Here is a 16,980-nt window from a genome sequence, read left to right as displayed (position 1 = left end):
TTCGCGGGCAGGGGGGTGGCTGGAGCCGGGGGCGGCCGGATGTGGCGCACATCTTCGCGTTCTGGGAGAGCCGTGCCTTCTACGACTCCTTCATGGCGCGGTCCCACGACCGGCTCGCGTCGACGCAGGCGGGCACGTTCAAGGAGGCCCAGGCCAGACTTTTCGACTACCGCTTCGACGTGAAGACCGGTTTCGAACCGCGCTTCACGGACGCCGACCTGCTCCGGGTGGCGCTCTGCCGCGTCCACGAGGAAAGGGCCGAGCACTTCGTGCTGATGCAGGAGAAGGTCTGGAACCCGGCGATGGCCGGCTCGCCCGGCATGGTGCGGGGACTGTTCGGCGAGGCGCCCGGGAACGAGTTCATGGTGCTGTCGATGTGGCGCTCGGCCGCCGAGCACGGCAAGTACCGCACCGAACGTGTGGAGCGGCTTGCCCTGAGGGCTCAGACGGAGGCGGACGTGGCGGCGCTCACCGGGGACGTCGTGGACATGGAATCGAGCTGGACGGTCTGATTCCGAGCAGTCTTGATCGCTTCTCCGGACGCCGATACACGGGCCCTGAGAAACCGAGCGGGGGCGGACGGAGCCATTCCGGCCGCACAGGCGTGCGACTGGTGTGACCTGTGGTGCAGGATTCGTGTGACGTACGCCGTATGGGTGCGGGAGGAGTGCTCCACCGGACCTCACCCGATCTAGGGTCTTGGCATGGCACGACCACGGCGCATCGTCCTTGTCCGGCACGGCGAATCAACGGGCAATGTTGATGACTCCGTCTACGAGCGTGAACCCGACCACGCACTGGCGCTGACCGAGCGCGGTCGGCGGCAGGCGGAGGCGACGGGAGAGCAGTTGCGCGAGCGGTTCGGCGACGAGCAGGTCAGCGTCTACGTCTCCCCCTACCGCCGTACGCACGAGACCCTGCGCGCGTTCCACCTCGACCCGCGACTCATACGGGTACGCGAGGAACCCCGGCTGCGCGAGCAGGACTGGGGCAACTGGCAGGACCGGGACGAGGTCCGCCTCCAGAAGGCCTACCGGGATGCGTACGGCCACTTCTTCTACCGATTCGCCCAGGGCGAGTCCGGTGCCGACGTCTACGACCGGGTCGGCGGCTTCCTGGAGAGCCTGTTCCGCAGCTTCGAGGACCCCGACCACCCGCCGAACGTCCTCATCGTGACCCATGGCCTGGCGATGCGGCTGTTCTGCATGCGGTGGTTCCACTGGACGGTCGCGGAGTTCGAGTCGCTGTCGAACCCGGGGAACGGCGAGGTGCGGATGCTCGTTCTGGGGGACGACGGCAAGTACACGCTCGACCGGCCGTTCGACCGTTGGCGAGATCCCGAGCCGTACGGGATCACCGGATAGAGTGGCAGGGCGATGACCGCTGATTCCTCCCCCGACGTGCGCCTGGAGCGCGCCCTGGCCTGCCTGCGCGGACTGTCCGTCGGGGACGCCCTCGGCTCCCAGTACTTCGTGCCGGTGAACTACCCGCTGCTGAAGCGCCGCGAGGTGCCCTCCGGACCGTGGCAGTGGACCGACGACACGGAGATGGCCGGCTCGGTCGTCGCCGTCCTGGCCGCCCATCACCGCATCGACCAGGACGCCCTGGCGCATTCCTTCGCCGAGCACCACGACTTCGACCGGGGCTACGGTCCCGCGGTCAACCGTCTGCTGCGGCTCGTCCGCGAGGGTGGCGACTGGCGGGAGCTCGCCGCCGCGCTCTTCAAGGGGCAGGGCTCCTGGGGCAACGGCGCGGCGATGCGGATCGCTCCGCTGGGGGCCTGGTACGCGGACGATCCGGAGCAGGCGACCCACCAGGCGGAGATCTCGGCCTACCCCACCCACCAGCACCGCGAGGCCGTCGTCGGAGCCATGGCTGTCGCCGCGGCAGCAGCGTTCGCCGCCGCGCCCGAAGGGCCGCCCGGAGCCGAAGCCCTCCTCGATGGGGTCATCGACCTGGTACCCAAGAGCGCCGTGGGCGCGGGACTCCGCAGGGCGCGGGACATGCTCGACTACGGCGACCCGGGCACGGTCGCGGCGGTGCTGGGGTGCGGGCGGCGGACGACCGCCCACGACACCGTGCCCTTCGCCCTCTGGTCGGCGGCGAGGAGCCTCGGCGACTACGAGCGGGCGTTCTGGACGACCGCCCAGGTCGGCGGGGACGTCGACACCACGTGCGCCATCGTCGGCGGCGTCATCGCCTCGGGGAAGGCGGGGGCGCCGCCCACCGAATGGGTCGAGCGGACGGAGCCGCTCCCGGACTGGGTGCCCACGTCGGCCTGACGCAGGACTCGCACCCCGTTCGGAAACTCTCCGTACATCCTGGGAACTCTCCGTGATCGCCCGTCCGTTGTTCCGACATCCGCTGTGTCAGCCGTCGGGGCGTGCACACGCCGGACGTCCGTGTTCGTGGAGAGGGGGTGGCCGTGGAGATTCTGCTCGCTGTTCTGATCCGCTGGTGCGGCGCTGTCGCGCGTCGTGCGGGTCGCTCGAGAGTGGCCGCGCTGCCAATCTCACCGTCCGTCCCTCGCTTGCGACCCGCCCCTCCGCAGTCGAGCACCAACTGGCCCGGCAGCCGCCGGCGGGCCTGTGCTGCTCCCGCCGGCGAGGCGCCGGAGCCGGTTCGCGGTGCTCCTGCGTCAGCCGAGTCCCGGTCCGGCAGAACCGGAGAGTGCCTCCAGGTCGCTCTTGCGGACCCGGATCACCAACCAGGCTGTGGCCAGGGCGAGGACGGCCATCGCGGCGGCCGGGATGAACGCTGTCGAGATGCCGTGGGCCAACACCTCGTGCCCCCACGGCGCGGGCAGCTGGTGCGTCCTGGCGAACTCCGCCTTCTGCTCCGCGGACCCCTCGGCCATGAACTGCGGAAGCTGCTTCTCGGCCTCGTCCTTGGTCGCCGTGCCGAAGACCGTCGTGAGGATGGACAGGCCCAGCGATCCGCCCACCTGCTGTGTCGTGTTGAGCAGCCCGGAAGCCGCGCCCGCCTCGTGCGGGGCGACACCGGAGACGGCGGTGAGCGTCAGCGTCACGAAGTTCAGCCCCATGCCGAAGCCGAACACCAGCATCGGGCCGAGGACGCCACCGACGTACGAGCTGTCGGAGCTGATGAGTGCCTGCCAGGCCAGGCCGGTCATCGCGAGCGCGGAGCCCACGACCATGAAGGGCTTGGGGCCCAGCACCGGCAGGAACCGCTGAGACAGACCGGCGCCGAGCGCGATCACGACCGTCACGGGAAGGAAGGCGAGGCCCGCCTGGATCGGGCTGTAACCGAGCACGTTCTGCACGAACAGCACGATGTAGAAGAACATGCCGAACATCGCCGCGGCCAGGCTCAGCATGATCACGTACGTGCCCGAGCGGTTGCGGTCGGCGAACATCCGCAGTGGGGTGATCGGCTCCTTGGCCCGGGATTCGATGATTCCGAAGGCGAGCAGCAGCAGCATGGCGGCGGCGAAGGACCCGATGGTGAGGCGGTCCTTCCACCCCTCGTCCGCGGCGCGGATGAAGCCGTAGACGAGGGACGCCATGCCGGCGGTCGAGGTCACGGCGCCCGCGATGTCGAAACGGGCGGAGTGCCGTTCGGACTCGCTGATGTAGAGCGGGGTGAGCACGGCTATCAGCACGCCGATCGGCACGTTCACGAAGAGCACCCAGCGCCAGTCGAGCCACTCGGTGAGCATGCCGCCCGCGAGCAGGCCGATGGCGCCACCGCCGGCGGAGACCGCGGCGAAGACACCGAAGGCCCGGTTGCGCTCCGGTCCCTCGGGGAACGTGGTGGTGATGAGCGCCAGCGAGGTGGGCGAGGCGATCGCGCCCCCGACGCCCTGCAAGACCCGGGCGGCCAGCAGCTGCCAGGGTTCCTGGGCGAGCCCGCCGAGCAGCGAGGCCAGGGTGAACAGAAGGATGCCGGTCATGAAGACCCGGCGCCGTCCGAGGATGTCACCGGCGCGGCCGCCGAGGAGCAGCAGGCCGCCGAAGGTGAGGGTGTAGGAGCTGACGACCCAGGTGAGGTCGGTGGTGCTGAACTCGAGCGCTTCTTGAATGTGCGGGAGTGCGATGTTCACAATCGTCGCGTCGAGTACCACCATGAGCTGGCAGGCCGCGATGACGGTGAGCGCTATGCCGGGGCGTCCTTGGCGGCGTGCCGCGCCTGGCTTCTGATTTTGGAGCAATGGAGAGGTTGTCACTATGGGTCCCCCACGAGTGCATTAGTGAACGCTGGCGTTCACTGCCGCGTCAACGGTAGTGAATCCCCGACAGTGAACGCAAGCGTTCACTTAAGACGTCGTCGGTCGGTGCGTCCCCCTGTGTGGCCGTCCGGCGCGTCCCCCATCCCCGGAATGCCCGCTTCCTCTGCTCGTTGGAGAGAGTCAGATGGTTACCCCCAGCTGGGCGGATGCCCCCGCTCAGACTGCCGCCCGCCGCCGCGGCGCGGTCCTCGAACGCGCGATCCTCGACGCGGCCCTCGATCAACTCAGCACCGTCGGCTGGAACGGCCTGACGATGGAGGGTGTCGCCGCGGGCGCCCAGACCGGCAAGGCCGCGGTCTACCGGCGCTGGCCGTCCAAGGAGGATCTCGTCGCCGACGCCCTGCGCGCAGGGCTGCCGCAGTTCGACGCGGTTCCGGATGAAGGAAGCGTTCGCGAGGACCTCTTGGCGCTGTGTCTGCTGGCCCGTGACGCGATGTTCTCCCGCCCGGGTTTCGCACTTCGCTCCGTGATTCACGAGTGCGATACGGCGCAGGCCGAACGCTTCCATAGCGTGATCTTCGACGGGGTCGTGGAGCCCACCATGAAGATGTTGAGGGAGGTCATCGACCGCGGGATCAAGCGCGGCGAGGTGCGCCCCGAGGCTGCCAACAGCTATGTCTTCGACGCCATACCGGCCATGATGATGTACCGCTCCAAGATGTGCGGCTGTGAATGGCAGGACAACGAAGTCGAGGAGATGATCGACCAGTTGATGGTTCCGCTGCTGCGGACACACGGCGTCTGACGCTGCCGGTTGCGCGGGTGGTGTGCGAGTTGAGCGACGGCCTCCGCCGCGACCTGAGGATGCCCGACGGGGGTTCTCGAGATCAGGGAGGCCGCCTTGACGGACCGGGGTGTCGCGGGCGGTTCCCGGCGGCGTAATCTAAGGGCGCCATGCCGTACGAACCGCCTACTCACACCGTCGAGCGCTCCCTTCGCGCCACGACCGGAGCGAAGATCGTTGCAGGTGTCGACGAGGTGGGCCGCGGCGCGTGGGCCGGTCCCGTCACCGTCTGTGCGGCGATCACCGGACTGCGCCGTCCGCCCGAGGGGCTCACAGACTCGAAGCTGCTCACCATCAAGCGACGCACCACCCTCGCCGAGGAACTGCGCACCTGGGTGACGTCGTACACACTGGGTCATGCCTCTCCGGAGGAGATAGACGCTCTGGGGATGACGGCCGCGCTGCGGCTCGCTGCGGGGCGTGCGCTGGACGCACTGCCCGTGCGTCCCGACGCGGTCATCCTCGACGGCAAGCACGACTATCTCGGTGCGCCCTGGCGGGTCCGCACGGTGATCAAGGGCGACCAGTCGTGCGTGGCGGTCGCGGCGGCCTCGGTGATCGCCAAGGTCCAGCGCGACAAAATGATGGCCGAACTGGGTATCGACCATGCAGACTTCGGTTTTGCGGACAACGCCGGGTATCCATCGCCCGTGCACAAGGCCGCACTGGCGGAGCGGGGCCCCACCCCCTACCACCGGTTGTCGTGGGCGTATCTTGATGCGCTGCCCCAGTGGCGGCACCTCAAGAAGGTCCGCAGCTGGGCGGACGGAAGTGTTCCGGAGATCGAGGGGCAGCTCGGCTTCGATTTCTGACGGTTTCGTTCGCGCACATGCGCCACCCGCCGACGCGGGTCGTACCAACGTTTGATAAATATCAACCCATGCCTCTCATTCCCGAGGAGCCTCAGATTCACGAGAGTGCCCAGGGTCCCCGCGCCACTCCGGCCAGCAGCCGTACCGCGCCGCCCGTGCAACGGACTCCGCGCGATGTGGCCACCAAGCCCGCTCCGTCGGGCCCCGCTGCCGGTGCCGCCGCTCAGGTCACCCCGCAGATCCAGCTGATCCCGGCTTCCGTGGAGGGGGCGCTCGACGCCGCCGAAGAGGCCGTGGACCTGCTCCTGGACTCCGGTCGTGCCCCCGGCGACATCCTGGTGATCACGACCGGGGAGCAGCACCCGTGGGCCGCCCACGAGCTGTCCTTCGGCGAAACCTCCTACTGGGCCCAGCACGACGCCGGCGACGACGTTTTCTACACGGACGTCACCATCGCGGCCCGCGCCGCGTCGCGTCCGGTGGCCGTGGTCGCCGTCAACGGCGGTCCCGAGGACGCTGCTGTGAGCGCCCTCTCCCTGGCTCACTCCCGGGCCGGTGCCCTGCTGATCGTCTGTGGTGACCCGCAGCGGATCAACTCGGTGCTGGGCGCGGGTGTCTGAGCCTGTGCGGTAGCGCCCGGCAGGGCGCTGGGGGATGACTTCAGGCGCCGCCTCGCGGCGCCGCCCGGCGGGTTGTTCACCGTGCCCGAAAGGGTGGGGGGTGTGCCCGCGCCGGCCCGCGGAGCGATTCTGCGGCCGTGGCGGACCGCCTTTCGTGCGGCTCGTTCAATGCAGAGTCGGACGGCCCCTTGCGGCCCATTGCCGGGGCCTCCTCCGGCCCGTTGTCGGAGTCGTGGTGTGCTGCGTGACGAAGTGTGGTCCCGGATCCCTGTGGAACGGCCTGTCCGGGACTCAGCGGGCCGCCGCTGCGCGGCGCAGTACCTCGGAGGCGCCGCCGGTGCGCGGTATGGGCGGCGGTGCCTCCGACGTGGCGAACGGCTCCGGTGCGGACGCCGAGTGAGGGCGACGACCGCCGCGGCCCTCACCCAGGACCTGCCAACCGTCACGGGTCAGCGTGATGTACGCCCCGCAGCGCAGTCCGTGCAGGGTGCACGCGTCGCGCAGCCCCCACATCCACGCGCCGTCCTCCTCCGTCCAACGCGCGTCGCCCTCACGGCAGTAGAGCAGGACCGCGGTGCGCACCGGCGCGCGGCGCCGCAGGTCGTGCGGGATGACCCGGCGCAGTTGCGCGAGCAGCGCGTTGCGGAACATCCAGCCGTCGGCAGGAGCCGCACGGCGCACGAACGAGGCGCTCGCCCTCAGCCGCTCGTCCGGGTCGAGCACGGCGATGACAGCCGTCGCGGGCTGCGGGTGGTGCCGGGCGTGCAGTCCGCTGACGATCTCACGGGGGTTGCGCAGGAGTGGGATCCCGGCGGCGGCCCATTCCGCGGGTTCGAGCAAACGGTTGGCGGAAGCAGCGGACGTCGACGCCGCTGCCGAGGCCGGAGCGAATCCGAAGGTCACGGTCCTCCCTTCGGCTACGCGCCCACACTGCGGGCGGGGTCGGATTCCTGGGAGCGCGCACCGCAGCAAAGCCCTACCGGAGCGGCCGGCGAGCCGTGCGGGAGCGGACTTCAATTCTTCCTGTCGAACTTGGATGCGGCAACGAGCAATTGAGGCAGCCGACCGTTATCAGATGATGCGCGGCTAATATCCCCACCGCGTGTGTCGCCGGACCGCCCATGGGGCGTTCGAGCACGACACGTTCGTACGTCATGGGGGTGTGCGGCGTCCAGAGGCGTGCCCCGACTTCCGTACGGCGTCAGCCCTGCACAGCCAGCACCAGCGGCAACACCCCCTGTGCGCCGGAGCGTCGGAGCATGCGGGCCGCGACCGCGAGAGTCCAGCCGGTCTCCGTGTAGTCGTCCACCAGGAGGACCGGCCCCTGGGCTTCGGTGAGCGCGGACGCGAGGGCGGGTGGCACGGCCAGAGCCCCGTCGAGCGCCTTCAGCCGCTGGGCGCTGTTGCTCCGAGCGCCCGGGAATGCCTCGCCGGTGTACTCGACGGCGCCCAGCAACGGCAGCCGCCCGATCTCGGCGATGCGTGCCCCGAGGGAGTTGATCAGCTGCGGACGCGTGCGCGAGGCGACGGTGACGACGCCGGCCGGGCGCGGCCCGCTCTCCGGAGCGCCCGGGGCCCAGCCGCCGGGACCCCTGGCCCAGTCGGCCAGCACATCCACCACGGCTTTCGCCACGTCGTCGGGCACGGGCCCGTCGGGTGCCTGGGGTGCGAGCATGGGCCGCAGCCGGTTGCCCCACCCGATGTCCGACAGGCGCCCCAGCGCGCGTCCCGACGCGGCCTGTTCGCCGGCCGGGATGCGTCCCTTGAGGTCCACTCCGATCGCCGGCAGCCCGGTGGGCCACATCCGTCGGGGCTCCACCTCGACACCGGCCCGACCCAGGTCCACGCGCGCGGCGTCGAGCGCCTCCTCGGACATGTCGGCGGCGAAGCGCGGACCGGCGCAGTTGTCACAGCGGCCGCACGGCTTGGCGGCCTCGTCGTCCAGCTGGCGCTGCAGGAACTCCATACGGCAGTCGGTCGCCGACGCGTACGCGCGCATGGCCTGCTGCTCCGCCTCGCGCTGACGTGCCACCCACGCGTACCGCTCGGCGTCGTACGTCCACGGCTGCCCGGTCGCGATCCAGCCGCCCTTGACCCGCTTGACCGCCCCGTCCACGTCGAGGACCTTGAGCATGGTCTCCAGGCGGGAGCGGCGCAGCTCCACCAGAGGCTCCAGGGCGGGGAGCGACAGGGGCTTCTCGGCGTGCCCGAGGATGTCGAGTGTGCGGCGCACCAAGTCTTCCGAGGGGAAGGCGAGCGACGCGAAGTACTTCCAGATCGCTTCATCCTCCTTGCCCGGGAGCAGGAGCACCTCGGCATGCTCCACACCGCGCCCCGCGCGGCCCACCTGCTGGTAATAGGCGATGGGGGAGGAGGGTGAGCCCAGGTGCACCACGAAGCCCAGGTCGGGTTTGTCGAAGCCCATACCGAGCGCCGAGGTGGCGACCAGTGCCTTCACCTTGTTGCCGAGCAGATCCTCTTCGGCCTGCTGGCGATCGGCGTTCTCCGTCTTGCCCGTGTACGACGCGACCGTGTGCCCCCGCTGCCGGAGGAAGGCGGTGACCTCTTCGGCGGCCGCCACGGTGAGGGTGTAGATGATGCCGGACCCCGGCAAGTCGTCGAGGTGTTCGGCGAGCCAGGCCATCCGGTGTGCGGCGTCCGACAGCCGCAGCACGCTCAGGCTCAGGCTGTCCCGGTCCAGCGGACCCCGCAGCACGAGGGCGTCCGAGCTGCCGCCGGTGCCGAGCTGTTCGGCGACGTCAGCCGTCACGCGCGCGTTGGCCGTGGCGGTGGTCGCGAGCACCGGCACGCCGGGAGGGAGATCGGCGAGCATCGTGCGCAGCCGGCGGTAGTCCGGACGGAAGTCGTGCCCCCAGTCGGAGATGCAGTGGGCCTCGTCCACCACGAGGAGCCCCGTGGCGGCCGCGAGCCGGGGAAGCACCTGGTCACGGAAGTCCGGGTTGTTGAGCCGCTCAGGACTCACCAGGAGGACGTCCACCTCCCCCGCCGCGATCTCGTCCTGAACGGCGTCCCACTCCTCGGTGTTGGCTGAGTTGATGGTCCGGGCGTGGATGCCCGCCCGAGCCGCCGCCTCGACCTGGTTTCGCATGAGGGCGAGGAGCGGCGACACGATCACCGTCGGGCCGCTGCCCCGCGCCCGCAGCAGCGAGGTCGCCACGAAGTACACCGCGGACTTGCCCCAGCCCGTGCGCTGGACGACCAGGGCACGGCGCCTTTCGGCGACCAGCGCTTCGATCGCCCGCCACTGGTCCTCCCGCAGCCTGGCCTCTCCCGAGACGTCCCCGACGAGACGGGCGAGGACCGCGTCGGCCGCCGCCCGGAGTTCCGCGTTGCTCGTGTGCTCCATGCGTTCCATACAACAGGACGGGACTGACATCCGGAGCCGCGCACCGGAACCTGTGGACGCAGCGATTGTGGGGTGACGTGTCCCTGATCGGACTTATCCACAGGCCAAAGCGGAGGATTGGATTCCGCGAGATCGTCTTCGCATGACGAACCACAGCGAAACGACCGGATCCCCCGAGAACGGCGACATCACCGGGCCCGCGGCGCAGAGCGGGCACAAGAAAGATGGAGAGGAGAGGAAGGGGGGCAACCCTTCCGGGCCTCGCGCTTCCAGCCCCGTCTCCAGCCCCGCCTACGGCAGTCACAGCGACGAGCACCAAGTCACCCTGCGCACTCCGGCCGAACTGGCAGACGCCCTGCCGTACCTGCTCGGATACCGACCCGAGGACAGCATCGTCCTGGTCGCGCTGCACGACAGGGACGGGCGCGGGCGGTTCGGAGGCCGGGCCCGGCTCGGTATCCCCGCGAACGCGGACGACTGGCCGTCCGCAGCTCGGCAGCTGTCCCACGGCCTCGTGATGGGCAGCGAGCGCCGAGGAGCGCGGCCCGAGTCGATGGTCGCCTTCCTGTGCCAGGAACCGGAGAAGGGAGAGACCGGCAGGCAGGTGATGGAGCGACTGAGGCCCCTGGCCCAGAGGCTGCGCGTCGAGTGCGGTTCCCTGGACGTGGTGGTGGTCGAGGCGCTGTGCATCTCGGAAGGCCGCTACTGGTCCTACTGCTGCGACAACGCGGCATGCTGCTCCCCCGAGGGAGCCCCCATGGGCCTGCCCGGCACCTCCGTGCTGGCCGCGGCGGCCACCTACGCCGGTATCCAGGTGCGCGGCACGCTGCGGGAGCTCCGGGCCCGGCTGCTCCCCTGGGAGAGCGCCGCGGCACTCGAGCAGGAGGCCGCCCTCGACGCTGCCAGCATGGCCCTGGTGCCGAAGATCCTGGACGACACGGGCCGTGTCTCCGTGGCCGACGAGACGCTGGAACTGGCCAGGAGGATCCTGGGCCGCCTCGCCGAGGCACAGCCCGCCTCCGGCATGCTCCTGGCGGATCTCCGCGACGACGAATTGATCGGGCACGACGAGGCCGCCCGGCTGATCCTCGGCCTCCAGGACCGAGCGACCCGCGACCGCGCTGCCGAGTGGATGGAGGGCGACAAGGCCGGACACGCCCTTCGCCTCTGGAGGACACTGGCTCGCCGCTGCGTCGGGCCCTACGGCGAACATGCCGCCGCGCCGCTCACCCTGGCCGGCTGGGTGGCGTGGTCAACCGGCGACGAACTGGAGGCCCGAGAAGCCCTGGCCATGGCCCTGGGCGCCGATCCCGACTACCTCTTCGCCCGCCTTCTGCACCAGGCGTGCAATGAAGGTCTCGACCCGGAGTCGATCCGACGCTGCCTGCGATCGGAGCGCGAAGACCGGGGGCGCGGGGTGGCCGACCTCTTGGAGCCGCGGCCGGCTGGGGATGAGCCCACTGCGCGCGAGACGTCGGCGTCCGAGACCGAGCCACATGACAGGCGTTCGCCGGCAGGGGCGCCGTCCGACTCCGGGCCATTCGGTAGGCCGTCACCCGCAGTGGCGCCGCTGCCCGATTCCGGGGTCCTCGGGAAGTCCGCGCAGGCAGCGGTGGCGCCCGGTTCCGTGGCCATCGGGAAGTCCGCGCAGGCAGCGGTGGCGCCCGATTCCCTGGCCCTCGGCAAGCCCTCCCCATCAGCGATGACGCCCGAGGCCGGATCACCCGAAGTGCCCTCACCGGCAGCGGTGCCGGCGCGTCGTCGCCGACGCCCCCGTCCTGCCGGCACCACCCGCGCAGCGTCCGGACGTACCGGCGTGGACGACCGTGACAGGGGAGCTCGGTCTCCCCGTAGGCGCACGTCGGCGGACAGCACGCACCCTGCCGGTGCTACCGAAAGCGGTCCTCGCCCGGAGCGTGCCACGACGGCGAGCCCTACGCGGTCCGGCAGCGCGGGAACGGCCGGCACGCGGACGCGTTCGTCCAAGAAGGCGGCCATGCCCTGCCGGGACACGGGCCAGGATGCCGTACCGCCCGGTCGCGGCGGGGGCGACCAGGAGTGAGCCACCGTCGGGCGACCTCGATGCGCAAGGCAACGGGCGACGGGCGTGACTCGGAGGACGCCCCCACCGTTCACCTGAGTGGCGGAGCGGTTGGACAGGCCGTGATGCCGTACCACCCCCGCTCCGCCGGAGCCCTCCGGCCACGGCGCCGAACACGATCGAGGCGCACTGAGCGCAGAGGAAGCCTCCTTATGCAACAGCCGACTCCGCCCGCTGCCTCCGATGACCGCCGCCTCCCGGGTGGGTCCCCGCCAGGCCTGAGTTCGAGTATGGGCGCGCCCTGGGCCGGAGTACCGGGGGTGGGGGAGCAGGTTGTCCCTCCGCGACCAGGGGCACGGCTCGACGGCTACGGGCCGAGATTTCCCGGCAGTACAGCTGACGCCTCCGCACCCACCGGTCCCGACTCGCGCTCGCCGTCCTCACCGGGGCCGGGCCGGTCATCCCTCCGATGGACGGTCCAGAATCGTTGCCCTGGTGCGGGTTCGGGGTCCGGGGCGATCCCACCGCCCACTGCTCACGGACGCACTCCGACACCCCCGGGGTACTCGTCGTCACCCCCGCCCCGGGGTGCCAAGGTCCCCGGACTGCGCTGGTCCACCGACCTGCCACCCGCCCACACCGCGATGATCTGCGTCGCCCTACCCGGTCTGGCCATCTCGACCGGCGAAGGGCAGCTGACCGGTCGCGGGCTGGAGGGGTTCTACCGTGCCGGGCGGCGCGTGCTCTCTCGGTGCGAGATCCGCGTCGCCGGACGAGAGCCCCTCGCGGTGCAGGCCCGGATGGTCTCGGCCGACCGCGCCAGGTTTGTGGGCACGCTCCGCGCGTCACCGCAGACCGGCCCGGACCCGGACGTGATCGTGGAGCGCGACCGCTTCGCGGACGGCACGGAGCGGATCACGCTGCACAGCGCAGCTCCCCGCCCGCTGCGGTTGCCGGTCGAGATCGTCCTGGGTACCGACCTGGCCGATCTCGGGGCGATCGCCTCAGGCAGCGCGGGTCCCGAACTGTCCGCCAGCGTTCACGGCTCGGGCCTGCGCTGGTCCTGCGCCGCCGGCAACGCGTCCGTCACTGCCGAACCGCCTCCGTCGGACGCCCTCGCCTCGGCCGGCCTGCTGCGCTGGGAGCTCGACCTGCCCCCCGGCGGTAGCAGGACCGTGGAACTGCGGGTGCGGCCGGACGGCGCGGGGCCCCTTAGAGCCGCCGGACGAGCGGCGACCAGCCCCCTGGCCGCGGCATGTGCGGAGGGTGACGACCCCAGGGCTCCAGCTTTGATGCGGACGAGCATCGAGGACCTCCAGGCCCTCCTCCTGCGCGACTCCGCGCACCCCGCCGACACCCATCTCGCGGCCGGCGCACCCTGGCGCTGCGGTCTGGCCCCCGCCGATGCGCTCATCGCCGCCAGGATGGCGCTGCCGCTCGGCACCGGCCTTGCCGCCGGGACGCTTCGGATCCTCGCCCGGACCCAACTCGCCGGCCCCGGAACGCAGTCCGGAATGGTCCCCGGCCCCAGACGGGACGCAGGGCCGCACCTGCCGCCGCAGTGCACCGGTACAGAGGCCACGCTGCTCTTCCCCGTCCTGCTCGCCGAGGCCCGCCGCTGGGGCCTCCCCGACCAGGAGACGGAAGAGCTGCTGCCCGCCGCCGAGCGCTGCCTGGCATGGCTGCGCACCACCGTCGGCGACGGCATGTACCTGCGCGACCCGAACCCGGGCGGGCCCATCCGCTGTGAGACACAGGCTCACGCCCACCGCGCCGCACTGCTCGGCGCCGATCTGCTTGACGCCTGTGGCCGGGCGGGGGGAGCGGCACTCCGGGAATGGGCTCAGGCCTTGCGGACCGCGTTCGCACGGGACTTCTGGGTGGAGGACCGCGGGGGCGGCCGGCCCGCGGCAGCCCTTGCCCCGGACGGCAGCCTCGTTCCCCACCTCGGCGCGGCAGCCGTGCACCTCCTCGACACCGGCCTGCTGGGCGGGGGCGAACTGGCACCCGGCCTGCTCGACAAGGTCCGGACCGAGAAGCTTGCCCGGCTGCTCGGCGGCCCGCTCATGGATTCCGGGTGGGGCCTGCGAGGACTGGGCGCGAAGGAACCCGGATTCAATCCGTTCGGCCACCGAGCAGGAGCCGTGAGGATCCAGGAGTCGGCCGTCGCCGTCGCCGGACTGGCCGCCGCCGGCTATGAGAAGGAGGCGAGCTCGCTGCTGCGTGGCGTGCTGGCGGCAGCCGAGACCTTCGCCCACCGGTTGCCCGAGATGTACGCGGGGGAGCAGCGCACCGCGGGGAGTGCTCCGCTCCCGCACCCGGCGGCCTGCCGCCCCGCGGCGACAGCAGCGGCTGCCGGAGTGCTGCTCCTGACCACCCTCGCCGGCATCCGCCCCGACGCCCCGGCCGGCACGGTCACCCTGCGCCCCCTGCGTGGCGCACCCCTCGGGGAGATCGGGTTCACGGGACTGCGCGTGGCGGGCGCCCCGTTCTCCGTGCGGGTGAGTCGGCTGGGCCTCGCCATGGTCGAGGAGGCGGCCGACGGACTGCAACTGGGGGTCTGACGTGCGACGACGTGCGAATTCAGGACCAGGTGCCCGGCCGCGGAGTCCGTACCCGACCGAAGTGGATCAGTAAGGGAAGCGACCGAGGAAGGGAGTGTTTATCGTCAGGCAGACGACTATGATCGCCGCATGCCCTACGACCCGTCAGCGTTTCCGCCCTTCGCCGTCACCGTGGACCTGGTCGTGCTGACCGTGCGCCGCCATGCTCTGTGTGCGCTGGCGGTACGCAGGGGCGAACCGCCGTTCCAAGGACGTTGGGCGCTGCCCGGCGGCTTCGTACGGGCCGACGAGGACTTGGCGCAGGCCGCGGCTCGTGAGCTGGCCGAGGAGACCGGACTGAGCGTCCACGACCCGTCCGTCCCGGCTCAGGACAACGGCGCTCATCTGGAGCAGCTCGCCACCTATGGAGATCCCAAGCGGGACCCCAGGATGCGGGTCGTGAGTGTCGCCCACCTCGCTCTCGCCCCCGACCTGCCCGCGCCGAGGGCCGGCGGAGACGCCAGCAACGCGCGCTGGGCCCCGGTCGAGGAGCTGCTGCGGCAGGGCGGGTACGGGAGGGACGCCGAGCCGGTGGCGCCACTCGCCTTCGACCACGCACAGATCCTCGCGGACGGAGTGGAGCGCGCCAGATCCAAGATCGAGTATTCCTCGCTGGCCACCGCTTTCTGCCCGCCCGAGTTCACCGTCGGGGAACTGCGCCGTGTCTACGAGGCGGTGTGGGGCGTGGCGCTCGACCCGCGCAACTTCCACCGCAAGGTCACGGGCACTCCCGGTTTCCTCGTTCCCACCGGTGGGACGACAACCCGCCAGGGCGGACGCCCGGCCCAGCTCTTCCGCGCCGGTGGCGCGACGCTGCTCAACCCCCCGATGCTGCGCCCCGAGGTGTGAGCGGCGAGCCCGCTGTGTGCACCTGCCGTGGGCCTCGCCAGGCCCGGAACCGGACCCGCACGCAGTCCGGTCGCGGGTGACCGTCCTGCCCGAGGCGGCCTCGAGGTGCCCGAAAAAGCGGACATAGCGCGCTATCTTGCTACGGGTGATCCAGGCCTTCGGACTGACCAGCAACCCGCGCAAAGGGCGTCCGCCCGCAGCCGACGACGTCTCCTTCGAGGCGCCGGCGGGCCGCATCACCGCACTGCTCGGAGCGCCGGGCGCGGGCAAGACGACGGTTCTCCGACTGATGCTCGAACTGCAACAGGGGCGCGGCATCACCCACTTCCGGGGCCGCCCCCTGCACCGCATCGCCCATCCGTCACGCGAGGTCGGCGTGCTGCTGGGCGACGTGCCCGGGCATCCCGCCCGCACGGTCCGGGGTCATCTGCGCATGCTGTGTGCCGCCGCGGGCGTCCCGGTCCGGCGTGCCGACGAAGTCCTGGAGTCCGTCGGGCTCGTGAGCCTGCGCGAGGAGCGCCTCGGCACCCTCTCCCGCGGCATGGACCGGCGCCTCGGCCTGGCCTGCGTCCTCCTGGCCGACCCGCACACCCTCGTCCTCGACGACCCCGCCGACGGGCTCTCCCCGCGTGAGGGCGCCTGGCTGCACGGCATGTTGCGCGCCCACGCCGCCCAGGGCGGCACGGTTCTCTTCACGACGTCCGACCCCAAGGGGGCCGCGCGCACCGCCGACCGGGTCGTCACCCTGGAACAGGGCAAGCTCGTGGCCGACCAGGAGGCCGCGGAGTTCTCGCGCACCCGCCTCCGCCCCCGAGTCGCCGTACGCAGCCCGCACGCGGCCCGCCTGGCGGTTCTCCTGGCCAAGCAGGCCCGCACCTCGCAGCGCTCCGTCGAAGTCGTCCGAGAGGGCGGCAACCGCCTTTCGGTGTACGGCGGTACGTGCGCGGACATCGGCGAGATCGCGTTCCGTCACGGCATCGTTGTCCATCAACTCGCCGACGAGATTGGTGACATGGGGCCCGGCGCGGGGGGCAGTCCGCCAAGCGGAGTGTCTGACGGAAGCCGCGTCGACGCAGGGCGCATCACCGATGCACACCAGACAGCCCTCGCACCCCGGCCCGGAGAACAGGTCTCCCCGCTCGATTCGTCGAGACCGTCCACGGCGCACGCCGCGGTCCCCACCACCGAGTCACGCTCCGCGCCTGCGCCGGCGTCCCTCCCAGACACGCTGGAATCGTTCACGGACGAACCCTCTCCCTCCACAGGAGATCCGACAGCCCCCGCGGCGGAGCCGCCGCCCACACCCGAACCGGAATCCCGCCCGGACGCGCCGAAGCCGGTCACGGTCACGCCGTCTCTGTCCTTCGGGCAACCGCAGCTGCCCTACGCCGAGCTGGATGAGCTCGTGGGTGCATCCTCGGCCGATCACCCAGGCGACGGTTCTCCGGCGGCGACCGCAGCCTCGCCGCGCAAAGCGCCGCGCCCCGCCCGTGCCCGCACGTTCCGCACGCTCGACGCGCTGCCTCCTCTGCCGCCCGCGGCGCTCGGCGCGGGACTGCTCGGCGCGCTGGCCTTCGGCGACGAGTTCCGCCACCCCGCCCTGGCTGCGGACCGCGGCACCGTGCCCCGCCGGCTGGGGCTGCTGACCGCCAAAC

The 16,980-nt window shown here is 71.4% G+C and carries 13 protein-coding genes; 10 read left to right on the top strand and 3 right to left on the bottom strand.

From position 1 onward, the window contains the following. The 3 genes from K4G64_RS31685 to K4G64_RS31675 all read left to right on the top strand — a co-directional run. Positions 1-512 (top strand): YdbC family protein (locus K4G64_RS31685; RefSeq protein WP_260461247.1); only part of this gene is annotated, 512 nt, incomplete at its 5' end. 192 nt (positions 513-704) lie between these two features. Beyond that, positions 705-1,364 carry a histidine phosphatase family protein gene (locus tag K4G64_RS31680; RefSeq protein WP_221759380.1) on the top strand — a complete coding sequence of 220 codons (660 nt, stop codon included), beginning with the start codon at positions 705-707 and terminating at the stop codon, positions 1,362-1,364. A 12-nt stretch (positions 1,365-1,376) separates the two neighbouring features. Continuing rightward, a complete protein-coding gene (locus tag K4G64_RS31675) occupies positions 1,377-2,282 on the top strand; it encodes an ADP-ribosylglycohydrolase family protein (RefSeq protein ID WP_221759379.1) in 906 nt (301 codons plus the stop codon). 356 nt (positions 2,283-2,638) lie between these two features. Here the strand turns inward: K4G64_RS31675 and K4G64_RS31670 are convergent, their stop codons facing one another. After that, entirely contained in the window at positions 2,639-4,186 is a 1,548-nt protein-coding gene (locus K4G64_RS31670; protein WP_221759378.1) for an MFS transporter, read from the bottom strand. Between the two features lie 187 nt (positions 4,187-4,373). Between K4G64_RS31670 and K4G64_RS31665 the strand changes: the two genes are divergently transcribed. The 3 genes from K4G64_RS31665 (at position 4,374) to K4G64_RS31655 (ending at position 6,465) form a co-directional block, all read left to right on the top strand. Further along, positions 4,374-4,994 carry a TetR/AcrR family transcriptional regulator gene (locus K4G64_RS31665; RefSeq protein WP_221759377.1) on the top strand — a complete coding sequence of 207 codons (621 nt, stop codon included), beginning with the start codon at positions 4,374-4,376 and terminating at the stop codon, positions 4,992-4,994. A 149-nt stretch (positions 4,995-5,143) separates the two neighbouring features. Further along, the gene (locus tag K4G64_RS31660) at positions 5,144-5,845 is read left to right on the top strand and encodes a ribonuclease HII (RefSeq protein ID WP_221759376.1); all 702 of its coding nucleotides are present in this window, start codon (positions 5,144-5,146) and stop codon (positions 5,843-5,845) included. A gap of 68 nt (positions 5,846-5,913) precedes the next feature. Then, a complete protein-coding gene (locus tag K4G64_RS31655) occupies positions 5,914-6,465 on the top strand; it encodes a hypothetical protein (protein ID WP_221759375.1) in 552 nt (183 codons plus the stop codon). A gap of 291 nt (positions 6,466-6,756) precedes the next feature. On the opposite strand, the gene K4G64_RS31650 is transcribed toward K4G64_RS31655, so the two are convergent. Both K4G64_RS31650 and K4G64_RS31645 read right to left on the bottom strand, forming a co-directional pair. Then, on the bottom strand, positions 6,757-7,368 hold the full coding sequence (locus K4G64_RS31650) for a hypothetical protein (RefSeq protein WP_221759374.1): 612 nt from the start codon (positions 7,366-7,368) through the stop codon (positions 6,757-6,759). A 298-nt stretch (positions 7,369-7,666) separates the two neighbouring features. Further along, positions 7,667-9,832, bottom strand: coding sequence for a RecQ family ATP-dependent DNA helicase (locus K4G64_RS31645; RefSeq protein WP_221759373.1), 2,166 nt, complete (start codon positions 9,830-9,832; stop codon positions 7,667-7,669). A 142-nt stretch (positions 9,833-9,974) separates the two neighbouring features. Between K4G64_RS31645 and K4G64_RS31640 the strand changes: the two genes are divergently transcribed. From K4G64_RS31640 to K4G64_RS31625, 4 genes are all read left to right on the top strand, one after another. Beyond that, on the top strand, positions 9,975-11,894 hold the full coding sequence (locus K4G64_RS31640; protein WP_221759372.1) for a DUF4192 domain-containing protein: 1,920 nt from the start codon (positions 9,975-9,977) through the stop codon (positions 11,892-11,894). Positions 11,895-12,517: 623 nt separating this feature from the next. Further along, positions 12,518-14,437: a glycogen debranching N-terminal domain-containing protein gene (locus K4G64_RS31635; protein WP_221759371.1), complete on the top strand. Its 1,920-nt coding sequence runs from the start codon at positions 12,518-12,520 to the stop codon at positions 14,435-14,437. 129 nt (positions 14,438-14,566) lie between these two features. Then, positions 14,567-15,325, top strand: coding sequence for an NUDIX domain-containing protein (locus tag K4G64_RS31630; protein WP_221759370.1), 759 nt, complete (start codon positions 14,567-14,569; stop codon positions 15,323-15,325). Between the two features lie 145 nt (positions 15,326-15,470). Beyond that, the coding region (locus K4G64_RS31625; protein ID WP_221759369.1) for an ATP-binding cassette domain-containing protein at positions 15,471-16,980 on the top strand (1,510 nt) is incomplete at its 3' end.

Origin of the sequence: Streptomyces sp. WAC04114 (assembly GCF_019733245.1) — a bacterium.
GTDB lineage: Bacteria > Actinomycetota > Actinomycetes > Streptomycetales > Streptomycetaceae > Streptomyces > Streptomyces massasporeus_A.
This window is presented reverse-complemented; position numbering and strand designations above follow the sequence as displayed.

What these genes read in the sequence shown, in the direction of transcription:
- K4G64_RS31645 (WP_221759373.1), bottom strand. Translation starts at nt 9,832, where the DNA reads ATGGAGCACACGAGCAACGCGGAACTCCGGGCGGCGGCCGACGCGGTC.
- K4G64_RS31635 (WP_221759371.1), top strand. Translation starts at nt 12,518, where the DNA reads ATGATCTGCGTCGCCCTACCCGGTCTGGCCATCTCGACCGGCGAAGGG.
- K4G64_RS31680 (WP_221759380.1), top strand. Translation starts at nt 705, where the DNA reads ATGGCACGACCACGGCGCATCGTCCTTGTCCGGCACGGCGAATCAACG.
- K4G64_RS31660 (WP_221759376.1), top strand. Translation starts at nt 5,144, where the DNA reads ATGCCGTACGAACCGCCTACTCACACCGTCGAGCGCTCCCTTCGCGCC.
- K4G64_RS31630 (WP_221759370.1), top strand. Translation starts at nt 14,567, where the DNA reads ATGCCCTACGACCCGTCAGCGTTTCCGCCCTTCGCCGTCACCGTGGAC.
- K4G64_RS31675 (WP_221759379.1), top strand. Translation starts at nt 1,377, where the DNA reads ATGACCGCTGATTCCTCCCCCGACGTGCGCCTGGAGCGCGCCCTGGCC.
- K4G64_RS31655 (WP_221759375.1), top strand. Translation starts at nt 5,914, where the DNA reads ATGCCTCTCATTCCCGAGGAGCCTCAGATTCACGAGAGTGCCCAGGGT.
- K4G64_RS31640 (WP_221759372.1), top strand. Translation starts at nt 9,975, where the DNA reads ATGACGAACCACAGCGAAACGACCGGATCCCCCGAGAACGGCGACATC.
- K4G64_RS31665 (WP_221759377.1), top strand. Translation starts at nt 4,374, where the DNA reads ATGGTTACCCCCAGCTGGGCGGATGCCCCCGCTCAGACTGCCGCCCGC.